This window comes from Clostridium sp. AM58-1XD (genome assembly GCF_003464085.1).
Lineage (GTDB): Bacteria > Bacillota > Clostridia > Lachnospirales > Lachnospiraceae > Lachnoclostridium_A.
This window is the reverse complement of the sequence record NZ_QSDR01000002.1, coordinates 117,373-142,868: the sequence shown is the minus strand read 5'-3', so window position 1 is coordinate 142,868 and position 25,496 is coordinate 117,373. Positions and strand designations below refer to the sequence as shown.

Annotated in this window: 18 protein-coding genes, 3 pseudogenes and 1 riboswitch; all 21 genes and pseudogenes read left to right on the top strand. The window is 47.3% G+C overall.

Annotated features, from left to right (window positions below; all coding sequences use genetic code 11):
- Nucleotides 1-85 precede the first annotated feature (85 nt).
- The 21 genes and pseudogenes from DXA13_RS01615 to DXA13_RS01515 all read left to right on the top strand — a co-directional run bounded on the left by DXA13_RS01615 (nucleotide 86) and on the right by DXA13_RS01515 (nucleotide 25,424).
- Complete coding sequence (locus tag DXA13_RS01615; protein WP_118241412.1) at nucleotides 86-832, top strand: DeoR/GlpR family DNA-binding transcription regulator; 747 nt, start codon at nucleotides 86-88, stop codon at nucleotides 830-832.
- Nucleotides 833-1,134: 302 nt separating this feature from the next.
- On the top strand, nucleotides 1,135-1,836 hold the full coding sequence (gene pyrH, locus DXA13_RS01610) for a UMP kinase (protein WP_118241410.1): 702 nt from the start codon (nucleotides 1,135-1,137) through the stop codon (nucleotides 1,834-1,836).
- Between the two features lie 13 nt (nucleotides 1,837-1,849).
- Nucleotides 1,850-2,407: a ribosome recycling factor gene (gene frr / locus DXA13_RS01605; protein WP_118241408.1), complete on the top strand. Its 558-nt coding sequence runs from the start codon at nucleotides 1,850-1,852 to the stop codon at nucleotides 2,405-2,407.
- Between the two features lie 284 nt (nucleotides 2,408-2,691).
- Nucleotides 2,692-3,420: an isoprenyl transferase gene (locus DXA13_RS01600; RefSeq protein ID WP_118241406.1), complete on the top strand. Its 729-nt coding sequence runs from the start codon at nucleotides 2,692-2,694 to the stop codon at nucleotides 3,418-3,420.
- Nucleotides 3,421-3,438: 18 nt separating this feature from the next.
- Nucleotides 3,439-4,239 (top strand): phosphatidate cytidylyltransferase, encoded by an 801-nt coding sequence (locus tag DXA13_RS01595; RefSeq protein WP_118241404.1) that lies wholly within the window; start codon nucleotides 3,439-3,441, stop codon nucleotides 4,237-4,239.
- 21 nt (nucleotides 4,240-4,260) lie between these two features.
- A complete protein-coding gene (locus DXA13_RS01590) occupies nucleotides 4,261-5,403 on the top strand; it encodes a 1-deoxy-D-xylulose-5-phosphate reductoisomerase (RefSeq protein WP_118241402.1) in 1,143 nt (380 codons plus the stop codon).
- 1 nt (nucleotide 5,404) lies between these two features.
- Nucleotides 5,405-6,475: a M50 family metallopeptidase gene (locus tag DXA13_RS01585; RefSeq protein ID WP_347559645.1), complete on the top strand. Its 1,071-nt coding sequence runs from the start codon at nucleotides 5,405-5,407 to the stop codon at nucleotides 6,473-6,475.
- 11 nt (nucleotides 6,476-6,486) lie between these two features.
- On the top strand, nucleotides 6,487-7,563 hold the full coding sequence (gene ispG, locus DXA13_RS01580; protein WP_118241401.1) for a flavodoxin-dependent (E)-4-hydroxy-3-methylbut-2-enyl-diphosphate synthase: 1,077 nt from the start codon (nucleotides 6,487-6,489) through the stop codon (nucleotides 7,561-7,563).
- Nucleotides 7,564-7,607: 44 nt separating this feature from the next.
- Nucleotides 7,608-12,101, top strand: a pseudogene (locus tag DXA13_RS01575) (PolC-type DNA polymerase III).
- 81 nt (nucleotides 12,102-12,182) lie between these two features.
- Nucleotides 12,183-14,768, top strand: coding sequence for an FAD-dependent oxidoreductase (locus DXA13_RS01570; protein WP_118241400.1), 2,586 nt, complete (start codon nucleotides 12,183-12,185; stop codon nucleotides 14,766-14,768).
- A gap of 137 nt (nucleotides 14,769-14,905) precedes the next feature.
- Nucleotides 14,906-15,532: a single-stranded DNA-binding protein gene (locus tag DXA13_RS01565; protein WP_118241399.1), complete on the top strand. Its 627-nt coding sequence runs from the start codon at nucleotides 14,906-14,908 to the stop codon at nucleotides 15,530-15,532.
- 91 nt (nucleotides 15,533-15,623) lie between these two features.
- On the top strand, nucleotides 15,624-16,124 hold the full coding sequence (locus DXA13_RS01560) for a cob(I)yrinic acid a,c-diamide adenosyltransferase (protein ID WP_118241398.1): 501 nt from the start codon (nucleotides 15,624-15,626) through the stop codon (nucleotides 16,122-16,124).
- 29 nt (nucleotides 16,125-16,153) lie between these two features.
- Nucleotides 16,154-16,328: riboswitch (Lysine riboswitch) on the top strand.
- A 121-nt stretch (nucleotides 16,329-16,449) separates the two neighbouring features.
- Entirely contained in the window at nucleotides 16,450-17,334 is an 885-nt protein-coding gene (dapA, locus tag DXA13_RS01555) for a 4-hydroxy-tetrahydrodipicolinate synthase (RefSeq protein WP_118241397.1), read from the top strand.
- Between the two features lie 46 nt (nucleotides 17,335-17,380).
- Nucleotides 17,381-18,135, top strand: a pseudogene (gene dapB / locus DXA13_RS01550) (4-hydroxy-tetrahydrodipicolinate reductase).
- A 70-nt stretch (nucleotides 18,136-18,205) separates the two neighbouring features.
- A complete protein-coding gene (locus DXA13_RS01545; protein WP_118241396.1) occupies nucleotides 18,206-18,517 on the top strand; it encodes a hypothetical protein in 312 nt (103 codons plus the stop codon).
- A 237-nt stretch (nucleotides 18,518-18,754) separates the two neighbouring features.
- Nucleotides 18,755-19,861, top strand: a complete 1,107-nt coding sequence (locus DXA13_RS01540) for a M20/M25/M40 family metallo-hydrolase (protein ID WP_118241395.1) — start codon at nucleotides 18,755-18,757, stop codon at nucleotides 19,859-19,861.
- 17 nt (nucleotides 19,862-19,878) lie between these two features.
- Nucleotides 19,879-20,187 carry a hypothetical protein gene (locus DXA13_RS01535; protein ID WP_118241394.1) on the top strand — a complete coding sequence of 103 codons (309 nt, stop codon included), beginning with the start codon at nucleotides 19,879-19,881 and terminating at the stop codon, nucleotides 20,185-20,187.
- Between the two features lie 151 nt (nucleotides 20,188-20,338).
- Nucleotides 20,339-21,046: a phosphoribosylaminoimidazolesuccinocarboxamide synthase gene (purC, locus tag DXA13_RS01530; protein ID WP_118241393.1), complete on the top strand. Its 708-nt coding sequence runs from the start codon at nucleotides 20,339-20,341 to the stop codon at nucleotides 21,044-21,046.
- 106 nt (nucleotides 21,047-21,152) lie between these two features.
- Nucleotides 21,153-22,583 carry an adenylosuccinate lyase gene (purB, locus tag DXA13_RS01525; RefSeq protein ID WP_118241392.1) on the top strand — a complete coding sequence of 477 codons (1,431 nt, stop codon included), beginning with the start codon at nucleotides 21,153-21,155 and terminating at the stop codon, nucleotides 22,581-22,583.
- 190 nt (nucleotides 22,584-22,773) lie between these two features.
- Nucleotides 22,774-24,050, top strand: a pseudogene (locus DXA13_RS01520) (adenylosuccinate synthase).
- A gap of 183 nt (nucleotides 24,051-24,233) precedes the next feature.
- Nucleotides 24,234-25,424: a BTAD domain-containing putative transcriptional regulator gene (locus DXA13_RS01515; RefSeq protein WP_118241391.1), complete on the top strand. Its 1,191-nt coding sequence runs from the start codon at nucleotides 24,234-24,236 to the stop codon at nucleotides 25,422-25,424.
- Nucleotides 25,425-25,496 lie beyond the last annotated feature (72 nt).

Below are 25,496 nucleotides of genomic sequence, written 5' to 3'. Positions count from 1 at the left end.
AACTTTGACAATGACGGGTTTTGAAAGTATGATAAGAATATAACTTTCAAAATCCGTCATTTTCGTTTAAAGGAGGAAAAGAATAATGCTGGCTACAGACAGGCTTGATGCCATTTTAAAAATGGTAAATGCCAAGGGAAGCGTAATGGTCCAGGAAATTATAGAACAACTGGAAATTTCGGAATCAACCGTGCGCAGAGACTTGAATATGCTGGACAAGAAAGGGCTTCTGATTAAAGTGCACGGCGGGGCTGTATCTCTCGTAGACAGTAAATCATCTGTAGATTCCAACGTGCTGGTGCGAGAAGACATTAACAGGGAGGACAAGCTGGCAATTGCGAAGCATGCCGCTTCTCTGATTGAACCGGGAGATTTCATCTATCTGGATGCCGGAACATCTACAGGTTTTATGATCGACTTTATTACGGAAAAAAACACGACGTTTATTACGAATGCGTTTATGCATGCAAAGCGCCTTGTCAGCAAGGGATTCAAGGTTTACCTTCCGGGCGGTGAGCTGAAAGCGGTGACAGAGGCACTGATCGGTGCAAAAACTACGGAAGATCTCCAGAGGTACCGGTTTACAAAGGGATTTTTCGGCACGAACGGAATCGATTTGGAGTATGGTTTTACAACGCCGGATATCAGAGAAGGGAAAGTTAAGGAATGTGCGATCCGGCACTGTGAAAGGGCGTATATCCTGGCGGATACTACAAAGTTTTCCAAGATTTCTCCCGTAAAATTTGCGGACTATGATGCCGCCAGTATTATCGTAAACAGAAAAGTGGACGAAAAATACAGGAAACGCGGAAATATCATAGAAATCAGCTGAGAAAGAACGGAATCCGCCTCCCGGGACGAGTCCCTGAACTCACTGTTCCTACTTTTCAAAAATAATTTTATATGGTATAATGTCCGCGTAGGCAAAAAACCATGCCGGAACGGACAGAGAAATAGGAACGTCGTATCTTGCACGCAAGGGAATACTTCTCTGGACAGAATGATAGGGGACAGCCCGCGTAAGAGATGGAGCGCAGCTAAATCGAGTGCATGGCGTAAGCCACAGGCTCAAGAGCTGGGCTATAATCGGGCTCCGATTACACCGCATGGTATAAAATAACCGGGAGATAAAAGATGAAGACAAACCGAGTATTGTTAAAATTGAGCGGAGAGGCTCTTGCAGGCTCTAAAAAGACGGGCTTTGATGAAGATACGGTAAGGGAAGTTGCAAAACAGGTGAAGATTTCCGTAGAAGCAGGCGTTCAGGTGGGAGTTGTCATCGGCGGCGGCAATTTCTGGCGTGGAAGGACGAGCAACGCCATTGACCGTACGAAGGCAGACCAGATCGGTATGCTGGCCACGATTATGAACTGTATTTACGCGTCTGAAATTTTCCGTACGGAAGGCATGATGACACAGATTCTGACGCCCTTTGAATGCGGCTCCATGACGAAGCTGTTTTCCAAGGACAGGGCGAATAAATATTTTGAAAAGGGCATGGTCGTTTTCTTTGCGGGAGGCACGGGTCATCCTTACTTTTCTACGGATACGGGCATTGTTCTGCGGGCCATTGAAATGGATGCGGACTGTATTCTGCTTGCAAAGGCGATTGACGGAGTATACGACAGCGATCCGAAGGTGAATCCAGACGCGAAAAAGTATGATACGATTACGATTGAAGAGGTCATTGAAAAGAAGCTGGCGGTCGTAGACCTGACTGCTTCCATCATGTGCATGGAGCACCGGATGCCGATGGCGGTATTTGATTTGAATGAGAAGAACAGCATTGCCAATGCAATGCAGGGAAAAATAAATGGCACGGTAGTGACCGTATAAACAGGAGGAGTTTATGGATAAGGAGAAATTTCAGATTTATGAAGACAAGATGGAGAAGTCTTTGGATGCGCTTTTAAGCGAATATGCATCCATCCGTGCAGGACGGGCAAATCCAAGGGTGCTTGACAAATTAAGAGTGGATTACTACGGGACTCCCACACCGATCCAGCAGGTCGGCAATGTCTCCATTCCGGAAGCCAGAATGATCGTGATCCAGCCGTGGGAAAAGAGCCTGCTGAAGGCGATTGAAAAGGCGATCCTGACGTCTGATCTGGGAATCAATCCGACAAACGACGGCTCTGTTATCCGTCTCGTTTTTCCTGAACTGACCGAGGAACGCAGAAAAGAGCTGGCAAAGGATGTAAAGAAAAAAGGCGAGGGCGCCAAGGTAGCAATCCGCAACATCAGAAGAGATGCCAACGAAGCGTTTAAGAAGATGGAAAAGGCGGATGAGATATCGGAAGACGATCTGAAAGAGGCAGAGGAGAAAATCCAGAAGATGACCGACAAGGCAATCGAAAAGGTCGACAAGGCCGTAGAGGCAAAGACAAAGGAAATTATGACCGTATAGGCATGTTTAGGTATATAAAACGCGGGAACAAAGAGTCCGGTTTACCGGGCTCCCGCGCTCGGCGCGAGAGTTCGCTTTAGCGAACTCTTTGCTCTTCTATAGAGGTTCCGAGGGGATTTTCTGTAGAAGAATAAAAGAGGGTGTTGCAAAAGTCGAATCCGCATTGCCGCCGATACCAGATTCCGTTCCAGGCAGTGGTCAAGTCACTACATCTGGTATCGGAGGCAATGCGCTATTCCTTTTTGCAACATCCTCTAATTTTTGATTTGACGGAGGATATGAAAATGGGAAATACCCTGGAAAATATGGTGATTCCTCAGCACGTGGCGCTGATTCTGGACGGCAATGGAAGATGGGCCAGGAAGAGAGGCCTTCCACGTACCATGGGGCATAAAGAAGGCTGTGTTACAGTGGAAAAGACAGTGGAGATCGCTGCCAGAATGGGAATTAAGTATTTGACTGTTTACGGATTTTCCACGGAAAACTGGAAGCGTTCTTCTGAGGAAGTAGGTGCGCTTATGCAGCTGTTCCGTTTTTATATGGTCAGACTGCTTAAAATCGCTGGAAAGAATAATGTGAGAGTGAAAATGATCGGCGAACGGAGCCGTTTTGATAAAGATATTATTGAGGGCATTAATCGCCTGGAAAACGAGACAAAGGACAATACGGGAATGACATTCGTGATCGCTGTCAATTACGGGGGCAGGGACGAGATCGTACGAGCCGCCAGAAAGATTGCAGAAGCTGCTGCAGACGGCCGACTGAATCCGGAAGAACTGGATGAAAACGTGTTTCATTCCTACCTGGATACGGCTGACATTCCGGATCCGGATCTCTTAATCCGCACGAGCGGCGAACTGCGTCTGTCCAATTATCTTTTATGGCAGCTGGCCTATACGGAGCTGTATGTTACGGACTGTCTGTGGCCTGATTTTTCCAAAGAGGAATTGGAAAAGGCCATCGCTGCGTATAATAGCAGAGAACGCCGTTTCGGCGGGGTAAAAACATCATAATCCGGGAGGAGGATTCCTATGTTTACAAAAAGGCTTTTGAGCGGTATCATCCTGGTTTTACTTGCCCTTTTTGTAGTGGTGAGCGGAGGAAGTATACTTTTCTTTGCAACGGGCATCATTTCCCTTGTCGGATTATTTGAGTTTTACCGGGTGCTGGGCATTCACAAACATACGCTGGGACTGTTGGGATACCTGCTGGCTGCCGTATATTACGGCCTTTTATGGTTTGACGGCAAACAGCATGTGGAATTTGTCATCATCGCTGCTGTTATGCTGCTGATGTCCATATATGTGATGACATTTCCAACTTACAAGACGGACGAAGTGACGGGGGCGTTTTTCGGCGTGTTCTATGTGGCCGTCATGCTCTCCTATCTGTACCAGACGAGGAAAATGGCGGATGGCGCGTACCTGGTATGGCTTATTTTTATCAGCTCCTGGGGATGCGATACGTGTGCATACTGTACGGGGATGCTTTTTGGAAAACACAAGCTGGCTCCGGTACTCAGCCCGAAAAAATCCATAGAAGGCGCGGTAGGCGGAGCGGTGGGAGCTGCAGTTATTGGCTTTGTGTACGCACTTATATTCAAGGGACATATGCTGGAGCTGGAAAATCCGGAGATTTCATGTGCTCTGGCCTGCGGAATCGCAGCCGTGATTTCACAGATCGGAGACCTGGCTGCCTCGGCAGTGAAGAGAAACCACAACGTGAAGGATTATGGACATCTGATACCGGGGCACGGAGGTATTCTGGACCGTTTTGACAGCATGCTTTTTACGGCTCCAGCCATATTTTTTGCCCTGACATTTTTACGATAGAAGAAGACGGGGGAAGTTCGGATGAAGAAAATAGCAATTCTGGGGTCTACCGGTTCGATTGGAACCCAGACTCTGGAAGTGGTGAGAAATAATCAGGATATACAGGTTACGGCTCTTGCGGCCGGCAGCAATATCGATCTGCTGGAACGGCAGATACGGGAGTTCAAACCGAGATTTGCGGCTGTTTGGTCAAAGGATAAGGCGGAAGAACTGCGGCTGAGAGTAAACGATACGAATGTGCGCGTATTTTCCGGAATGGACGGTCTGATTCAGATTGCAGAGGAACCGGAAGCTCAGATCCTGGTGACGGCGATTGTGGGGATGATCGGAATACGCCCGACGATAGCTGCAATTAAGGCAGGAAAGGATATTGCCCTTGCAAATAAAGAGACACTTGTCACGGCAGGCCACATCATTATGCCTCTGATAAAGGCATACAGAGTCCGCCTGCTTCCTGTGGACAGCGAGCACAGCGCTATTTTCCAGTGTCTGAACGGTGAGACAGGAAACAGGGTGCACAAAATCCTTCTGACGGCTTCCGGCGGTCCGTTTCGCGGAATGACAAGGGCGCAGATGAAGGAAATTCAGGTAGAAGATGCGCTGAAACATCCCAACTGGTCTATGGGAAGAAAAATTACGGTCGATTCATCGACAATGGTCAATAAAGGGCTGGAAGTAATGGAAGCGAGATGGCTGTTCGGAGTGGAAATGGATCAGGTGGAAGTGGTGGTTCAGCCTCAGAGCGTCATTCATTCCATGGTGGAATTCGATGACGGAGCCGTGATCGCCCAGTTGGGAACGCCGGATATGAAGCTTCCGATCCAATATGCTCTTTATTACCCGAGAAGGCGGTATCTGCCGGGAGAAAGGCTGGATTTTTCCAAGCTTTGCGGACTGAGTTTCGAAAAACCTGATTTTGAAAACTTCAGAGGGCTGTCGCTGGCATATGAGGCAGGCCGGGCGGGCGGCTCTGTGCCTGCGGTCTTTAATGCGGCCAATGAAATGGCAGTAGGTAAATTCCTGGACAGAAAGATTGATTACCTTACGATTACTGATATGATTGAGGGAGCGATGGAGCATCACAGGCGGATCGCTTCTCCCAGCGTAGACGAAATATTGGAAACGGAACAGGAAACGTATGAATATATAGAAAGCAGGTGGTAATTTGCTGAATATTGTTTTGGCAATCCTGGTGTTTGGACTGATTGTGCTGATACATGAGTTCGGACACTTTTTACTGGCAAAGATGAACGGGATCGGGGTTGTAGAATTTTCCATCGGTATGGGACCGAGGATTGTCAGCATTCAAAAGGGAGAAACGCGGTATTCCATCAAGGCCCTGCCCTTTGGCGGGTCATGTATGATGCTGGGAGAAGATGAGAATGAATCGGATCCGAAGGCATTTAATAATAAGCCGGTCTGGGGCAGAATATCCGTTATATTCGCCGGGCCGTTTTTCAACTTTGTTCTGGCATTTTTGTTCGCAATGGTCATTACGGTAAACATCGGCCGTGATACGCCCTATGTCTATGGGGTGACGGAAGGGCTTCCTGCTTCCCAGACCGATATCCGTCAGGGCGACAAGATTGTGAAAATGAATAATCAGAAGATTTCGACCTACAGGGATGTGCTGCTCTATACCATGTCCCATGCAGGGGAGGAGATCACTGTCACGTATCAGAGAGCTGCAGATGGAGACTGGAAGTCGGGCGGCCGCTATGAAGAGAAGACGGCAGTTTTGAAGCCGGAGTATTCGGAAGAACAGAACAGCTATGTAATAGGCCTGCAGTTTTATAATGCATATGAAAAACCCAAGGGCATAGGCGAGGTTCTAACCTTCAGCGCATACGAAATCGACTACTGCATCCGCTCTACGTTTGAAAGCCTGAAAATGCTTTTCAGCCGCCAGGTGGCGGTGGGGGAAGCCGTAGCAGGGCCGGTGAAAATCGTTTCCATGATTGGCGGAAGTGTGGGAGAGAGCCGGGAAATCGGCGTTCCTACGATGCTGCTCACCCTTTCCTACTGGTGCCTGATTCTCAGCGCCAGCTTGGGAATTATGAACCTTCTGCCCATACCGGCGCTGGACGGGGGACGGCTTGTCTTTCTCTTCATCGAACTTATACGGGGAAAGCCGATCGACAGGGAGAAGGAAGGAATGGTACACATGGCCGGCCTGGCCTGTCTGATGGTGCTGATGGTATTTGTGCTGTTTAACGATATACGCAGTTTTTTCTAGGAGGATAACAGATGAAACGCGACCATACAAAAGTGATTACAATTGGAGACAGGGTGATCGGCGGAGGAAATCCCGTTCTCATCCAGTCCATGTGCAATACGAAGACGGAAGATAGCATGGCAACTGTGGAGCAGATTCACAGACTGGAGGCGGCCGGATGTGAAATCATCCGCGTCGCCGTTCCTACGATGGAGGCGGCAGAAGCGCTTGGCGACATCAAGAAGCAGATCCACATTCCGCTGGTAGCCGACATTCATTTCGACTACAGGCTTGCCATTGCCGCCATAGAAAACGGAGCTGATAAAATCAGGATCAATCCGGGCAATATCGGAAGCCTGGATCGTGTCAGGGCCGTTGTGGATAAGGCGAAGGAACGGAATATTCCGATCCGGGTAGGAGTAAACAGCGGTTCCCTGGAAAAACACCTGCTGGAAAAATACGGCGGCGTTACGGCCGGAGGACTTGTGGAAAGTGCTCTGGATAAGGTGAAAATGATAGAAGATATGGGATACGACAACCTGGTGATCAGCATAAAATCTTCTGACGTTATGATGTGCGTAAAGGCACATGAGATGATCGCCGAACAGACGAACTACCCTCTTCACGTAGGCATAACAGAGGCGGGAACCCTGACGGCAGGCAATATTAAATCTGCGGTAGGACTTGGGATTATCCTGCATGAAGGAATCGGAGACACTATCCGCGTTTCGCTGACCGGTGATCCGGCGGAAGAGATCAAGTCTGCGAAACTGATTCTCAAAACGCTGGGATTGAGAAAGGGCGGAATTGAAGTCGTTTCCTGCCCCACCTGCGGAAGGACCAGGATTGATCTGATCGGCCTGGCAAATCAGGTAGAAAATATGACCTCTGAATTCGACGAACTGAATATCAAAGTGGCAGTCATGGGATGTGTTGTTAACGGACCAGGAGAGGCCAGAGAAGCAGATATCGGCATTGCAGGCGGGATCGGTGAAGGACTTCTGATCAAAAAGGGAGAAGTCGTGAGGAAGGTGCCGGAGGCAGAGCTGCTTTCCGTACTTCGGAGTGAACTGGAAGACATGGCTGCCTCCAGGCATATGGAGAACTGAGAAACATGTTGCAGAAAATTGCAGATCGACAGGTGATAGAGTAAATGGCAAAGAAATTCCTGGATGTATTTCCTGATTTACATATGACCGAAGAGATGAAGGGCCTCATGTCCATGGTGGACGTGGAAAAGGTATCCACGCCGCGGGACAGGAGTGCCCTGCGCATCTATATTGTCAGTTCCAGGCTCATCCACAAAAAAAATATATACGCTCTTGAGACGGGGATCAGAGAACAGCTGTTTCCCGGCAAGAAGCTTTCAATTAAAATAATGGAAAAATACAGGCTGTCAGGCCAGTATACCCCGGAGAAGCTGCTTCAGGTATACCGTGACAGCCTTCTTTTGGAGCTTAAAAACTACAGTATCATTGAATACAATATCTTCAGAAAGACAAATTTCAGTTTTCCAAATCCTGAGGTGCTCCATATGACGGTGGAAGACACAATGGTAAACAGGGAAAAGTCTGGAGAGCTCAAACGGGTGCTGGAAAAGGTGTTTCATGAGCGCTGCGGACTTCCGATGGAAGTGGAATACGAATATGTGGTTCCGCAGCCTGACCGGAAAAAGGCGCTGAAGGAAGCCCAGATGCAGCGGGAGGTTATGGAAATAGCCAGGCGTTCCGCTGTTGGAGATGAGGCCGAAGTGCCGTTTGAGGAAGGCGCGGCTGTGCCTCATGCACAGGGCGAAGAAAAGCCGTCTGCTCCGGAGTCCGATAAGAAAAAGAAGGCGGAAGCGGCTCCTGCCGGTAAAATGGCGGGCAGGCAGGGATTTAAAAAGGGATTTCAGGACGGGAAAAAGGAATTCAGGCGGACATACAGAAAGGCGGATAATCCGGATGTGCTGTACGGCCGCGATTTTGAAGACGATGGAATGATAGAGATTGACAAGATTGACGGGGAGATCGGTGAAGTAGTGCTCCGCGGCAAGATCATAGCGAAGGATCTGAGGGAGCTGAGGAGCGGCCGCACTCTTGTGATCTTTGACGTGACGGATTTTACCGACACCATGACGATTAAAATGTTTCCGCGGGAAGATATGCTGGACGATGTAAAAGCGGCGGTCAGTGAGGGAAGCTTCATTAAGGTGAAGGGCGTTACCACAATCGACAAGTTTGACGGAGAACTGACTCTGGGGTCTGTTGTCGGAATTAAAAAATGTGAAGATTTTACAGGAAAAAGATCGGACAACAGCCTGGAAAAACGGGTGGAGCTTCACTGCCATACAAAGATGAGCGATATGGACGGCGTTTCCGAGGTGAAGGATATTATCAAGAGAGCCAAGAAGTGGGGAATGCCGGCAATTGCCGTGACAGACCACGGCTGCGTCCAGTCTTTCCCGGATGCCAATCACGCCCTGGACAAAGGCGACACCTTCAAAGTGCTGTACGGAGTGGAAGGATATCTGGTGGACGACGTCAAGGAGATGGTGGAGAACCAGAGAGGGCAGAGCTTTGAAGATACATACGTCGTATTCGACTTGGAGACGACGGGACTGAGTCCGGAGAAGAACAGAATTATTGAAATCGGCGCCGTAAAGGTGAAGGAAGGACAGATTACGGACCGGTTCAGCACATTTGTCAATCCGGATGTGCCAATCCCTTTTGAAATTGAGAAGCTGACGGGCATTAATGACAATATGGTGCTCCCGGCCCCGACAATTGAAGAAGCGCTGCCGGATTTTTTGGATTTCTGCGGCGATGCGGTTCTGGTCGGACACAACGCGTCCTTTGACGTCAGTTTTATTGCCCACAACTGTGCCAGACAGAAGATTCCATTTTCACCTACTGTGGTGGATACGGTATCCCTGGCCCAGATGCTCATGCCGAATTTAAACCGTTTTAAACTGGATACGGTAGCAAAAGCTCTGAATATATCGCTGGAGAACCATCACCGTGCGGTAGACGATGCAGGAGCGACGGCAGAAATTTTTGTTAAATTCGTAAAAATGATGAAAGAACGTGACATTCATGACCTGGCGGAACTGAACCGGGCAGGCAGAATGTCAAAGGATACGATTAAGAAGATGCCGACCTATCATGTCATCATACTCGCTAAAAATGACATCGGCCGGGTGAACCTTTACCGTCTTATATCCTTTTCCCATATCGAATATTTTGCCAGAAGGCCAAGAATTCCAAAGAGCCTTCTGACCAAATACAGAGAAGCTGATTATCGGCTCTGCCTGTGAAGCAGGGGAGCTTTATCAGGCGATTCTCAGAGGCGTATCCGATACAGAGATCGCAAGGCTGGTGAATTTTTATGATTATCTGGAGATTCAGCCTCTTGGAAATAACTCGTTTATGCTCCGGGACGAGAAGAGCACTGTGAATTCCTGGGATGATCTGATTGAAATTAACAGGCGAATCGTCAGTCTGGGAGAAAAATTTGGCAAACCGGTCTGCGCGACGTGCGACGTTCATTTCCTGGATCCTCAGGACGAGGTGTACAGGCGCATTATCATGGCCGGACAGGGATTTAAAGACAGCGATGACCAGGCGCCCCTGTATCTCAGGACTACAGAAGAGATGCTGAAGGAGTTCGAATACCTCGGCCCGGACAAGGCGCATGAAGTGTAGTTGCGAATACCCGGAAAATTGCCGATATGTGTGAAAATATCTCGCCGGTACGGCCGGATAAATGTCCGCCCGTAATTCTGGATTCCGATAAGACGCTCAGAAAGATATGTTATGACAGAGCCCACGAACTATATGGGGAAGAGCTTCCGGAAATCGTAGTGGAAAGACTGGAAAGAGAGCTGAATTCCATTATCAGCAACGGGTTTGCCGTTATGTATATCATCGCCCAGAAACTGGTTTGGAAGTCCAACGAGGACGGTTATCTTGTAGGCTCCCGAGGTTCCGTCGGTTCGTCCTTTGTGGCGACCATGTCGGGAATTACGGAGGTAAATCCTCTCAGTCCCCACTATTACTGCCCAAGCTGCAGGTACTATGATTTCGATTCTGCAGATGTTAAGAAATTTTCCGGAATGGCCGGCTGTGATATGCCGGACAAGAATTGTCCCGTGTGCGGGAAACCGTTGAAAAAAGAAGGCTTTGACATTCCTTTCGAAACGTTCCTGGGATTTGAAGGCAACAAGGAACCGGATATCGACCTGAATTTCTCCGGAGAATACCAGAGTAAGGCTCATGATTATACGGAGGTCATATTCGGAAAGGGACAGACCTTCCGTGCAGGCACCATCGGTACTCTGGCGGATAAAACGGCGTACGGATATGTGAAAAATTATTATGAAGAACATGGAGTGAGAAAGAGAAACTGTGAAATCAACCGGATCGTTCAGGGATGTGTCGGCGTAAGAAGGACGACAGGACAGCACCCGGGAGGCATTATCGTGCTGCCCCTGGGAGAGGAAATCTATTCATTTACCCCTGTGCAGCGCCCGGCAAACGATATGACGACTTCCACCGTGACGACACATTTTGATTACCATTCCATTGACCACAACCTGCTGAAACTGGATATACTGGGACACGACGATCCGACCATGATCCGTATGCTGCAGGACCTGACGGGACTGGATCCCGTAAAAGATATTCCTCTGGACAGCAGGGAGGTCATGAGCCTGTTTCAGAATACGTCGGCCCTCAAAATTGAGCCGGAGGACATCGGCGGATGTAAGCTGGGGGCGCTGGGAATACCGGAGTTCGGTACGGATTTCGCCATGCAGATGTTAATTGACGCAAAGCCGAAATACTTTTCCGATCTGGTCCGCATTTCCGGCCTTTCTCATGGTACGGATGTGTGGCTGGGCAATGCCCAGACCCTGATTCAGGAGGGAAAGGCAACGATTCAGACCGCCATCTGTACGCGAGACGATATCATGGTTTATCTGATTCAGCAGGGGCTCCCGCCTGGGCATGCATTCACAATTATGGAGAGCGTGCGTAAAGGAAAGGGCCTGAAGCCGGAATGGATCGAAGAAATGCTTTCCCACGGCGTGCCGGACTGGTACATCGATTCCTGCAAGAAGATCAAGTATATGTTCCCGAAAGCTCATGCGGCCGCATATGTTATGATGGCATGGCGTATAGCATACTGTAAGGTTTTTTACCCGCTGGCGTATTACGCGGCATTTTTCAGCATCCGTGCCAGCGCTTTCTCATACGAAATTATGTGTCAGGGGCGGGATCATCTGGAACATTATCTGGAGGATTACAAAAAACGTTCCGACAGCCTGTCGAAAAAGGAACAGGATTCCCTGAGAGACATGAGGATCGTACAGGAGATGTACGCGAGGGGATTTGAATTCATGCCGATAGATATTTACAGGGCAAAGGCAAGGCATTTTCAGATTATTGACGGAAAACTCATGCCGTCCTTAAGCAGCATAGACGGCCTGGGAGACAAGGCTGCGGACGCACTTGTGGATGCAGCTGTGGAAGGCCCGTTTTTGTCCAGGGAAGATTTCCGCAACAGGGCGAAAGTCAGCAAGACGATATGCGAATTGATGGGAGACATGGGACTTTTGGGAGATCTTCCGGAGTCAAACCAGCTCTCTCTGTTCGATTTTGCGAATTAAATGATCTGATTGGGGCAGCCAAAACGAAAGATTAATACGTTGTCCCGAACAATTACAAATAAAATTAAGGGGGATTTTAAAATGAAAGTACTGGTGATCGGAGGCGTCGCTGCGGGCACAAAGGCAGCAGCCAAAATGAAGCGTGTGGACCGAAGCGCAGAAGTGACGATTATAACAAAAGATAAGGATATTTCCTATGCCGGCTGCGGCCTTCCGTATTATGTTGGAGGAATGATACAGGAGGAAAGTGATCTGATCGTAAACACCCCTCAAAAATATGCGGCTCTTACGGGCGTGGAGGTTCTTACTGGAAGAGAAGCATTCGATCTGGACAGCGCCGGAAAAGAAGTGAAAGCCAGAAATCTCCAGACGGGAGAGGAAGAAGTCTATCATTATGACGTGTGTATCGTAGCTGTCGGCGCTTCTTCCATAGTGCCAAATATGCCGGGCGTATCTTTGAACGGCGTATTCAAGATGCGTACACCGGAAGATGCAGTCACTGCGAGGCGCTTTATTGAGGAAAAGAAAGTAAGAAGGGCAGTCGTTGCCGGAGGCGGCTTTATCGGACTGGAGGTGGCAGAAAACTTAAAAGAGCAGGGCGTATCGGTTACGGTCGTCGATCTGGCTCCTCAGGTGCTGCCGAATGTATTTGACAGTGAGATGGCAGGTTATGTGAAAAAACATCTAAAGAAACAGGGAATCCGAGTGATAACCGGCGCGAAGATTGAAGAGATCAGGGGAGAAGATGGTAAGGTCACAGGCGTCCAGACGAGCGAAGGACTGATCCCGGCCGATATGGCTGTCCTTTCCATTGGAATCCGTCCGAACACGGCCTTTTTGAAGGAAAGCGGAATGGAAATGGAACGGGGGACGATTACGGTTGATGGAAGGCTACGAACGAATCTCCCGGACGTATATGCGGCAGGAGACTGTGCCATGGTAAAAAACAGGCTGACAGGAAGAAGGCAGTGGTCGCCAATGGGATCATCGGCCAACTATGAGGGACGTACATTGGCTCAGGTGCTGGGAGGTGCAGAAAAAGAATATCCCGGCGTTCTCGGAACAGGGGTCGTAAAGCTTCCAGGCCTGAATGCCGGCCGTACCGGACTTACGGAGGCACAGGCAGGAGAAGCCGGATATGATGTGGAAACTGTGTTAGCTGTGACAGATGACAAAGCTCATTATTATCCTGGAGCTTCCATGTTTATGACAAAGCTCATCGCGGATAAAAGGACACATAAGCTGCTGGGCGTACAGGTGCTCGGTTCTGGTGCCGTAGACAAGATGGTCGATATTGCTGTGACAGGAATATCCATGGGGGCTGTTCTGGAGGACTTTGAGAATATGGATCTTTCCTATGCCCCTCCGTTTTCCACAGCGATCCATCCGTTCGTTCAGGCGGTTTACATGATGTTAAATAAGCTGGACGGCGATATGATCAGCATGACTCCGGCTGAGTATGAGAAGGGAGAGGCAAAGGGCTGGCGTGTGCTCGACGCAGGACAGACAGCCAGTATTCCAGGCGCTACCTGGGTTAATCTGGCAGGCGTAAAAGGGGAGATTGAGGGAATTGGAAAAGATGAGAAACTCCTGCTCGTCTGTGCAAAAGGAAAGAGAGCTTATTTCCTTCAGAACAGGATGAGATTTTACGGCTATACGAACACGGTCGTACTGGAAGGCGCCACAACCTTTAATGATGTCAAAGTGGAAGGTGTAAAGTGCGCTCTTTCTCCGGATGACGTAACGAGAGTGAAGGGACTTGGATTCCTCAGAGATAAAAGAACGGAAGACAAATTCAACGGCCGGATTATAACGCGGAACGGCAAAGTGACGGCAGAGGAAAATAGGGTCATTTCAGAAGCCGCTGAAAAATTCGGAAGCGGAGACATCACCATGACCTCCAGGCTTACCCTGGAAATTCAGGGCGTTCCGTATGAAAATATCGAACCATTGAGAGAATACCTGGCACAGGCAGGACTGGAGACGGGCGGAACCGGATCCAAGGTGCGCCCTGTCGTATCGTGCAAGGGAACGACATGCCAGTACGGCCTGATTGATACATTCGCCCTTTCCGAAGAAATTCATGAGAGATTTTACCATGGGTACAGTCAGGTGAAGCTTCCTCACAAGTTTAAAATTGCTGTGGGCGGCTGTCCGAATAACTGTGTAAAGCCAGATTTAAATGACCTTGGCGTAATCGGTCAGAAGGTGCCGGTCGTGGATATGGAGAAATGCCGCGGCTGTAAAGTCTGTCAGGTGGTCGATTCCTGTCCGATTCAGATTGCCGGCCTGGAAGACGGAAGACTCAGGATCAATATGGATGAGTGCAACCACTGCGGACGCTGCAGCGGAAAATGTCCGTTTGGAGCGCTGGAAGGCCATACGGACGGGTATAAAGTTTACATCGGCGGCAGATGGGGTAAAAAGGTGGCGCATGGCCAGGCGCTGGAGAAAATATTTACAACGGAGGAAGAGGTGCTGAATGTGATTGAAAAGGCGATTCTTCTGTTCCGCGAACAGGGAATTACAGGAGAACGCTTTGCAGACACCATCGGCAGGATCGGATTTGAAAATGTACAGGAGCAGCTTCTGGCAGATGAACTTCTTCAGAGAAAAGAAGAAAATCTGACAGCAGAAAAGCATTTAAAGGGCGGAGCAACGTGTTAATTACGCTTTCGCGTAATCTTTTGTAAATCGCTGTCATAATTTTACGATGCCTTTTTCTCATAGAATCAGTCATATTTTCATAAACATGATAATAGCTTACAAAGCAAATAAGGTTTATGAAAGAGGAGAAAGATACTATGTCAGAAAAAGTGATTGAAAACAACAAGGTAAGTGTAATTGGAGAGGTCGTGTCCGGTTTTACTTTCAGCCACGAAGTGTTCGGCGAAGGATTTTACGTTGTAAATGTGGAAGTAAACCGGTTAAGCGACCAGAGCGATATAATTCCGCTTCTCGTATCCGAAAGACTTATGAACGTAGAAGAAGATTACACAGGCTGTACGGTAGAGGCCATCGGCCAGTTCCGGTCATATAACCGCCATGAAGGCGTGAAGAACCGGCTTGTGCTTTCAATATTTGTCAGGGAAATTAATTTTCTTGAAGAATTCACAGATTATACAAAAACAAATCAGATTTATCTGGACGGCTATATCTGCAAGGAGCCGATATACAGGAAAACACCATTGGGAAGGGAAATTGCCGATCTTCTGCTGGCAGTCAACCGGCCATATGGAAAATCCGATTACATACCCTGCATAGCGTGGGGAAGAAATGCCAGGTATGCTTCCGCCTTTGAGGTCGGCACGAGAGTGAAGATCTGGGGCCGGGTGCAGAGCAGAGAATACACGAAAAAGCTGAACGAAACCGAGTGTGAAAAACGCACGGCGTATGAAGTTTCGGTGAGCAAGCTGGAATGTGCAGAATAGGCGGTTCTTTAATAAGCCCGTAAGAAAACTTGCAAAACTGTAAAAAATATGATACGATAAGCGAAACTGTTATACATTACGAGGTGAGACGATGGATAAAGAAAATGTTCATATCATCTGTGGACCTGGAAGGGGAAAAACAGCGGCTGCTTTAGGACGGGCAATACAAGAGCTTAACAACGGCAAGTCCGTGATCATGATACAGTTTATGAAAGGGACATTAACGCTTGATGAGGATGATTTTTTAAAACGTCTCGAGCCGGAGATGAACATATTCCGTTTTGAAAAGCTTGCGGTTCCCTTTGAACAGCTATCAGAGCAGGAGCGATGTGAAGAAATCATCAATATTAAGAACGGACTTAATTTCGCGAACAAAGTCCTGGCGACAGGAGAGTGCGATGTCCTGATTCTGGATGAGATTCTGGGGCTTTTGGATTACCAGATTATCACAGAAGAAGACATAAGGAACATGATTCAGAACGGGGAAGAAGATATGCAGATGATTCTTACCGGCCAGAAGCTTCCGGAAGGTCTGATCGACAGCGTGGACGAAATTACCATGATTGAAAAGGTTGAAGTTGACAAGCAGTGATAATGATGATAGGATTAAACGAGAATTATAGACAGAGTAGAGGTTGCGTAAATCAAGAGTAACCTGCCGGATGCCTCAGGGGGCAAGAGAAGGCGGGCGAAAGGGAGGCACGCCGAAGGAAGAGATGTCCTGAACATATTTTCCTGGGCGCAGAGTGAAGAATTCTGTGACTGTCATCCTTATGGATGGGGAGCTACTAAAACGATATCGTATTTAGGGGCTGACCATATTGTCGGCCCCATTTTTTCTTTCGCATGATCTTATCAATATCAAAAAAGAATGATTGCAGACTATTTTACAAACAGGAGAAAGAGAGGAAAACAAAATGGCTATTTTTGAAGGAGCAGGTGTTGCGCTGGTTACACCATTTACAGAACAGGGAGAAATCAATTATCCAAAACTAAAGGAGATCGTTGAGGAACAGATTGCAGGCGGTACGGACTGTATCGTTGCCTGCGGTACGACTGCGGAAGCGGCTACTATGAGTCATGAAGAGCATATCGAAGTCATCCGCTTCATCTGTGAGACTGTAAAAAAGAGAATTCCTGTTGTTGCCGGAACAGGTTCCAACTGTACTGCGACAGCTGTTTATCTTTCACAGGAAGCTGAAAAAGCAGGCGCAGACGGCCTTCTTGTCGTATCCCCTTATTATAATAAGGCAACACAGAAGGGATTGATCAAGCATTTCACCACTGTTGCAGAATCCGTCAGCCTTCCGATTATTCTGTACAATATCCCTGGAAGAACAGGCATCAATATCGAACCGGAGACGATTGCATATCTCTGCAGAAACGTGAAGAACATCGTGGGAGTAAAAGAAGCCAGCAGCAACTTTTCCAAGATCGCAGTTATGATGCATCTGGCTGGAGAATGTATCGATCTGTATTCCGGTAACGACGACCAGATCATTCCTATGATGGCTCTCGGCGCGAAGGGTGTAATTTCCGTGCTTTCCAACGTAGCTCCGCGTCAGACCCACAACATCTGTGCCGCTTATCTTTCAGGAGACGTTGCAGAAGCCACGAAGCTTCAGCTGGATGCAATTCCGCTTGTAACGGAACTTTTCCGCGAAGTAAATCCGATTCCTGCAAAAGCCGGAATGAACCTCCAGGGCAAGGAAGTAGGACCAATGCGTCTCCCTCTTACGGAAATGGAGCCTGAAAATCAGGAAAAACTGAAAAAGGCGATGAAAGAGTACGGAATTCTGTAACAGAGTATACATAAGACGGACGCCAGGTCCGCAAGGAGGTATGAGAATGGTAAGAATCATCATGCACGGCTGCAATGGAGCCATGGGTCAGGTGATTTCCGGTATTGCGGCAGGAGACGAAGAGGCAAAAATCGTAGCAGGAATTGACTTAAACGGCGAAAAGAAGAACGATTATCCTGTTTTTACATCCCTCGAAGCGTGTGACGTAGAAGCTGATGTGATCGTGGATTTTGCCTCAGCAAAGGCAGTTGACCACCTTCTGGAATACTGCGCAGAGAAAAAAATGCCGGTTGTGCTCTGTACGACCGGGCTTTCAAAGGAGCAGGTGAAAAAGGCAGAGGAAACCAGCAGAAAGACGGCGGTTCTCCGATCTGCAAATATGTCGCTCGGGATCAATCTGCTTTTAAAGCTGGTGAAGGAAGCGGCTCAGACGCTGGCAGCAGCTGATTTTGATATTGAAATCGTCGAAAAACATCACAATCAGAAAGTGGATGCACCCAGCGGAACTGCACTGGCACTGGCAGATCCATCAATGAGTCGATGGACGGCGCATATCACTATAAATATGACCGGTCGGCGGAGCGGGTAAAGCGGGATAAAAAAGAGATTGGCATTCAGGCTGTCCGCGGAGGTTCCATCGTAGGAGAACACGACGTAATTTTCGCAGGTCAGGACGAGGTCGTAACCTTCAGCCATACTGCATATTCCAAGGCGATTTTCGGAAAAGGAGCAGTGGCGGCGGCTAAATTTTTAAAAGGAAAAGAACCGGGATTTTATGATATGGCTGATGTAATCGGCTGACAAAATTTTCCAATATAATTTATCTCCTTTCACACATACTAAGGATAGTACAGGAAAGGAGAATGCAATTATGAAAAAAATCAAATCATATGTTTTTGCAATTCTGCTGGCATGCTCAGTAATCCTGATGGCAGCATGCGGCAGTAAGGATAATAACGGGACATCCGGAGAATCTTCTGAGGGCGCTATGACGCAGACAACTCAGGAAAGCAGCAGTTCCGGCACAACACAGTCCGGCGGCGGCAAAACAGGCACAACGGCCGTTGACGGAACAGAAGAAAGCACCGGCGTCATCGACGGTATGATGGACGATGTCCGCGATACGATTGATGAAGGCGTGGGCGCAGTTGAAGGCGAGACAGCTTCCTCCGCTGCACAATAAACGAACAATCCCCCTATCCTTATATTCACCAGAAGAAAGGGCCTTATACATCTGTATCCTTTTAGGATATGGAATGTATAAGGCCTTTTAGAATGATAATCGCTGTTTCGCTCTTTATTGTTTTTTAATATTATTTATGTGAACAGTATGTCACATGATTCCTTGCGGACAGAGTAAATGTATGATATAATTAGCAAAGTTCAAATAATAATTTAATGGTAAAGGAGAAGGAAACCAATGAATGAGAAAAGGCTTTTAGAAACATTTTTCGACTATGTACAGATCAACAGCGAGACGAGAAATGAAAAAGAGATGTGTGACCGCGTTATGAAAGACCTGAAGGAGCTGGGGGTACGGGTGGATTGTGACGAAATCGGAGACAAGTTTGGTTCCAACGGATATAATATCTATGCATATCTGGACGGAGACGAGAGCCTGGAGCCGGTTATGCTCAGCGCACATCTGGATACAGTCGTGCCTGGCAATGCAATTGAACCATACATAGAGGACGGAGTCATCAGAAGCAAGGGCGATTCCATGATTCTGGCTGCTGACGACAAAGCCGGTATCAGCGGAATTATGGAAGCACTCCGTACAGTCAAGGAGCAGGGAATCAAGACCCGCCCGGTAGAGGTGTTCTTCAGCGTAGGTGAAGAATGCGGCCTTCATGGAGCGAAGAATGCGGACTACTCCAAGTTAAAAAGCAAGATGGGTGTCGTTATGGATATGAACGGCGACATCGGAACTACATGTTATACATGCCCTGGACAGACGAACTTCACATTTGAAATTTTCGGAAAAGCCGCTCATGCAGGGATTGCACCGCAGAATGGTATCAGTGCGATCCTGGCTGCAGCAGAAGGTATTGCAAATATGAAGCTTCTCAGAGTAGACGAGGAGACGACGGCCAACATCGGTACCTTTGAGGCTGTGGGACCGACAAACATCGTAGCGCCATATGCAAAGGTAATTGCTGAAGCCAGAAGTACAGATATGGCTAAGCTGGAAGAACAGGGAAACCAGATGATCGGAGCCATGCAGGCAGCTTGCGACAAGTACGGTGCAGAATTAAAATATGCAACATCACGCGCATATAATCCATATAAGGTAACACCGGAAGACAAGGTATGCGTGCTTCTGGAAAAATGCTACAAAACTCTGGGCTGCCCGGTACATTATGTACCTTCAGGCGGCGGCTGCGACAGCAATATTCACAATGAGCATGGTATCCAGTCCGTCGGAATCGGAATCGGCATGGACAGCGCTCATACAAGCAAAGAAAGCATTACGGTAGATCAGCTGAATAAGACGGCACTTCTGGCGCTGGAACTGATGAAAGCCTGATTTAAGGAGGGCTGCCTTTGATCATAAAGCGGATCGCTTATAGGGACAGAAGAAGGAAATCCTGGAGGAAAATCAGGACAGAGGCGGACAGACGGATCAGAAAGGTCTGCCTCTGCGCCCTTATTCTGGAAACGGCCTATGGCATCCGCGTTTATGGCGGCAGCCTTCTTTTTATGGAAAAAACGGCTGAAGCCGGGCGGACAGATGAGACGGGCGACAGGCCGGAACGAAAACGGATATATGGGATTTCGATCGAGTGGAATGAGGGAAATATACGGATTTACCGCCGGGAAGAGTATTGGAAAGAGGAAAACGGGGAAGATTAAGCAAAAAAAGGAAATAAGATTTATTAGAAAGTTTAATGACTCAGCCTATTGCAATGATGAAACGTATGCATTATAATTTCTACTGAAATAGAGCTCTTTTATATTTAAGACTTATAAATCTTAATCTTATGAAAAGGATAGGTGCTTACTCATGGAGAAGAAAGAATTACTGTACGAAGGTAAGGCAAAAAAAGTATACACAACTGAGGATCCGGATGTATTAATTGTAGACTATAAAGATGATGCGACAGCGTTCAATGGTTTAAAGAAAGGTACGATTGTAGGAAAAGGCGCGATCAACAACCGTATGACGAACCACATTTTCAAAATTCTTGAGACAAAGGGTGTTCCTACACATCTTGTTGAGGAATTAAGCGACAGAGAGACAGCTGTTAAGAAAGTGGAGATCGTTCCGCTGGAAGTAATCATGAGAAACTTCTCCGCAGGAAGCTTTGCAAAGAAAATGGGAATGGAAGAAGGCGTTAAATTCATTCAGCCGACTCTTGAGTTCAGCTATAAGAACGACGAACTGGGCGATCCATTCATCAACAAATACTACGCTCTGGCTCTTGGCCTTGCAACGGAAGAAGAAATCGAAGCGATTACGAAGTATGCATTTATCGTCAATGAAGTGATGAAAGAGTACTTCGACAGCCTTGGCATCGAACTCATCGACTTTAAGATTGAATTCGGCCGCTATCATGGACAGATCATCCTGGCTGATGAGGTTTCTCCTGATACTTGCAGACTGTGGGATAAGGAAACTCACGAGAAGCTGGACAAGGACCGTTTCCGCCGCGATCTTGGAAACGTAGAGGATGCATACCAGGAAGTATTCCGCCGTCTCGGAATTCAGTAAATTTAAAGATTAATATTGACTTTTAACATGGGGCTGCTGCAAAATAGGAATAAATGTTTGCAGCAGCCCCACGATTGTGAAACAACTACTTAAAGGAGGAACCGTCATGAACGACAGATACCAGAGTCCGTTATCCGAGCGTTATGCCAGCAGAGAGATGCAGTATATTTTTTCTCCTGATATGAAATTCAGAACATGGAGAAAGCTTTGGATCGCACTGGCAGAAACAGAGAAAGAACTTGGACTTCCGATTACTCAGGAACAGATAGACGAATTAAAGGCACATGCAGAGGACATTAATTACGATGTGGCAAAGGAACGGGAGAAGCTGGTTCGCCACGACGTGATGTCTCACGTTTATGCGTACGGCCAGCAGTGTCCGAATGCAAAGGGAATTATCCATCTGGGGGCAACCTCCTGCTACGTGGGAGACAATACGGATATCATCGTCATGAGGGATGCCCTCAGACTGGTCAGAAAAAAACTGGTTAATGTGATGGCGGAGCTTGCAAAATTTGCAGACCAGTATAAGAACCAGCCGACGCTGGCATTCACTCATTTTCAGCCGGCGCAGCCGACCACAGTCGGAAAGCGTGCGACGCTCTGGCTTCAGGAGCTCTGCCTTGATCTGGACGATCTGGACTACGTACTCGGTTCCTTAAAGCTGTTAGGTTCTAAGGGCACGACGGGAACTCAGGCCAGCTTCCTGGAACTCTTTGACGGCGACCATGAGAGATGCCGGAAGGCCGACCGGATGATCGCAGAGAAGATGGGATTTGAAGACTGTTATCCTGTTTCCGGACAGACATATTCCAGAAAAGTGGATACGAGAGTTATCAATGTGCTGGCTGGAATTGCACAGAGCGCTCACAAATTTTCCAATGACATCCGCCTTCTTCAGCATTTAAAAGAAGTCGAAGAACCTTTTGAAAAGACGCAGATCGGTTCTTCTGCAATGGCATATAAACGGAACCCGATGAGAAGCGAGAGAATCGCTTCCTTATCTAACTACGTAATGGCAGATGTGATCAATCCCATGCTGGTGTCCTCTACTCAGTGGTTCGAACGGACTCTGGACGATTCCGCCAACAAGCGTCTGAGCGTACCGGAAGGTTTTCTGGCCGTAGATGGAATTCTGGACTTATACTTAAACGTTGTAGACGGGCTAGTGGTATATCCAAAGGTGATTGAAAAACACATGATGGCCGAACTGCCGTTCATGGCGACAGAAAACATCATGATGGACGCGGTAAAGGCAGGCGGAGACAGACAGGAACTGCATGAAAAAATCCGCACCCTTTCTATGGAAGCAGGTAAGAACGTTAAGGTAAACGGAATGGACAATAATCTGCTGGAACTGATCGCCGCAGACCCTGCGTTTGGACTTACTTTGGACGAGCTGAAAAAGACGATGGATCCTGCAAAATATGTGGGCCGTGCCCCAAGACAGGTAGAGGAGTTCCTGGAAGAAGTCATTCGGCCGATTCTGGATGAAAACAAAGAAATTCTGGGAATGACAGCTGAAATCAACGTATAATGTGCATAAAAATAAGAAATAATAATAAAACCGCTCATATTAATAAGATATGGGCGGTTCTTTTTATCGGCATGACTGCAAATGGAAAAAAATGATGTTTTTTTATCAACTTTATCTTTACTTATAAATAAAATTGGTGTAAATTATAATATGTTTTGATAAGCAGTCACTCAAAGGAGGAAAATAATCAATGGTTAGAGCAATTGTTGGAGCAAACTGGGGAGACGAGGGGAAGGGTAAAATTACCGATATGCTTGCACAGGAATCAGATATTATCATCCGTTTCCAGGGGGGCAGCAATGCGGGTCATACGATCATTAACAACTATGGAAGATTTGCCCTGCATTTACTTCCATCCGGCGTATTCTATCAGCATACTACCAGCGTGATCGGCAACGGCGTTGCACTTAACATTCCTTATCTGGTCAATGAAATTCAGTCATTAGTGGATCAGGGAGTGCCGAAGCCGAGAGTGCTTGTTTCCAACCGTGCTCAGATACTGATGCCGTATCATATCCTTTTCGACGAATATGAGGAAGACGTCTGGGCGGAAAGTCATTTGGCTCCACGAAGTCCGGCATTGCACCATTTTATTCTGATAAATATGCAAAAATCGGTTTCCAGGTCAGCGAATTGTTTGACGAGGAAGCCCTGAAAGAAAAAGTAAGCCGTGTCTGCGAGATGAAGAATATCCTGCTGGAGCATCTCTATCATAAACCGGCCATCGACAGGGAAGAACTTTATAAAACGCTTCTGGAATACCGCGATATGGTAGCTCCATATGTCTGTGACGTTTCCAAATACCTTCACGATTCAATGAAAGAAGGAAAAAGGATTCTTCTGGAAGGCCAGCTGGGCTCCCTGAAAGACCCTGACCACGGCATTTATCCGATGGTTACATCGTCTTCCACACTTGCAGCTTACGGAGCAATCGGAGCAGGAATCCCGCCGTATGAGATCAAGCAGATCACAACTGTTGTAAAAGCGTATTCCAGTGCAGTCGGAGCAGGCGCTTTTGTCAGCGAGATTTTCGACGAAGAAGCGGATGAACTGAGAAAACGAGGCGGTGACCATGGAGAATTCGGCGCTACGACAGGCCGTCCGAGAAGAATGGGATGGTTTGATGCAGTTGCTTCCAGGTATGGCTGTCGTATTCAGGGGGCTACGGAAGTTGCCCTGACCGTTCTGGACGTTTTGGGATATCTGGACGAAATTCCTGTCTGCACGGGATATGATTTAAACGGAACGGTTACAAAAGAATTCCCTACAACGGTGGAGCTCGAAAAGGCAAAACCAGTTCTGACAACGCTTCCTGGCTGGAAGTGTGATATACGCGGAATCAAAAAATACGAAGATCTTCCTGAGAACTGCAGAAGATACATCGAATTTATCGAAAAGGAAATTGAGACTCCGATTACAATGGTTTCAAATGGTCCGGGAAGAGACGAGATTATATACAGGAAATAAACTGTATGGCATAAAATGAAAACGGGCTTTATGGGCAGCGATATTTCGACAGAGGGCGAAAACTGGTCATAAGGCCCGTTTTTTACATAAACGTCTCAGTTTTGGCCTGAACATAACTTGAATAGGCCGTCCAATTGGCTTATAATTTAGTATAAAATATGGAGTGTCAGGAGAGAAGAGCAAATGAGTGACAATAAAATCATTTCAGTGAATATGTTAGGAAATCTATCGGTTCGTTACGGAGACAAACCGATTCTACTAAAATGCAGTAAGGAAAGCAGATACATGCAGATGTTCCTGATGCTTCTATATTATAATAGGAAGGGAATAACCCGGAAAGAGATGATGGAAAACCTGTATGAAGAAAAGACAGGTTCGGTAGACAACGCCATGCGGATCGTTGTTTACAGGCTGCGCAAGCTGATTGGGGAATCGACACTTCCAAAGGGAGAATATATCCGTATGGATGGAAACAGGTACTTCCTGACAAAAGAGATGGAGGTAGAACTGGATACAGAACGGTTCCTGGAACTTCTCCAGACAGCATATGAGTCGGTTGATGAAGAAGAAAAAATAAAAATTCTGAAAGAAGCATGTGACATCTATAAAGGCGATTTCCTGAGAGAGCATCTGGGAGAGACGTGGGTAGAGATCGAAAATGGGCGCTATCAGAAAATCTATCTGGAAGCGGCGAGAAAGCTTACGGATTTTCTGAAAGCGAAGGGCAGGTATGATGAACTTCTGGAATTCGGCGTGAAAAACAGCCGGCTGTTTCCCTTCGACGACTGGCAGTTTGTCCGCATTGAAGCGCTCCTGGCTGAGGGAAAAAAGAAAGAGGCTGCTTGTGTCTACGAGGATACGCTGAAACTGTTTCAGGATGAATTCGGAGTCGGACTTCCTGACGACGTAATTAAAAAGTTTGAGAAAGCCAGCAACCAGATTTTCGATGAGCAGGACCCTAAAATTCTTATCGAATCCGTGATTAAAAAGGAAGAGGATGAAGGCGGTGCCTATTATTGTAATTATCTGAGCTTTATGGATTGCTGTCATGTAATGAAACGCATGTCGGAACGCGCTAAAAACATACTCACCATGCTGGTCTGTTACGTAGTGGATGAAAACGGGAAAATGATCGTTCCTGAGGCCGGGGAAGAGGCGGGGAGCAGTGTGCTCAAACAGGCCATCCGCCTGTCTCTCAGGAAAGAAGACGTGTATACGAAATACGGAATGGGGACATTTATGATCCTTATGATGGGGATTACAAAAGACGATGACTGCATGAAGGTATTTCATAGAATCGAGAAAAATTTTAACAAAATAAAGCACAACAGGAAGCTGAGAATACAATATAAGGTATATCCCATCAACTGGTGAGAAAAATATGTCTTTCTCCGGCAGGTTGAAATGGTAAGTGAAATATACCATATGGTAGAATACATATAAGAG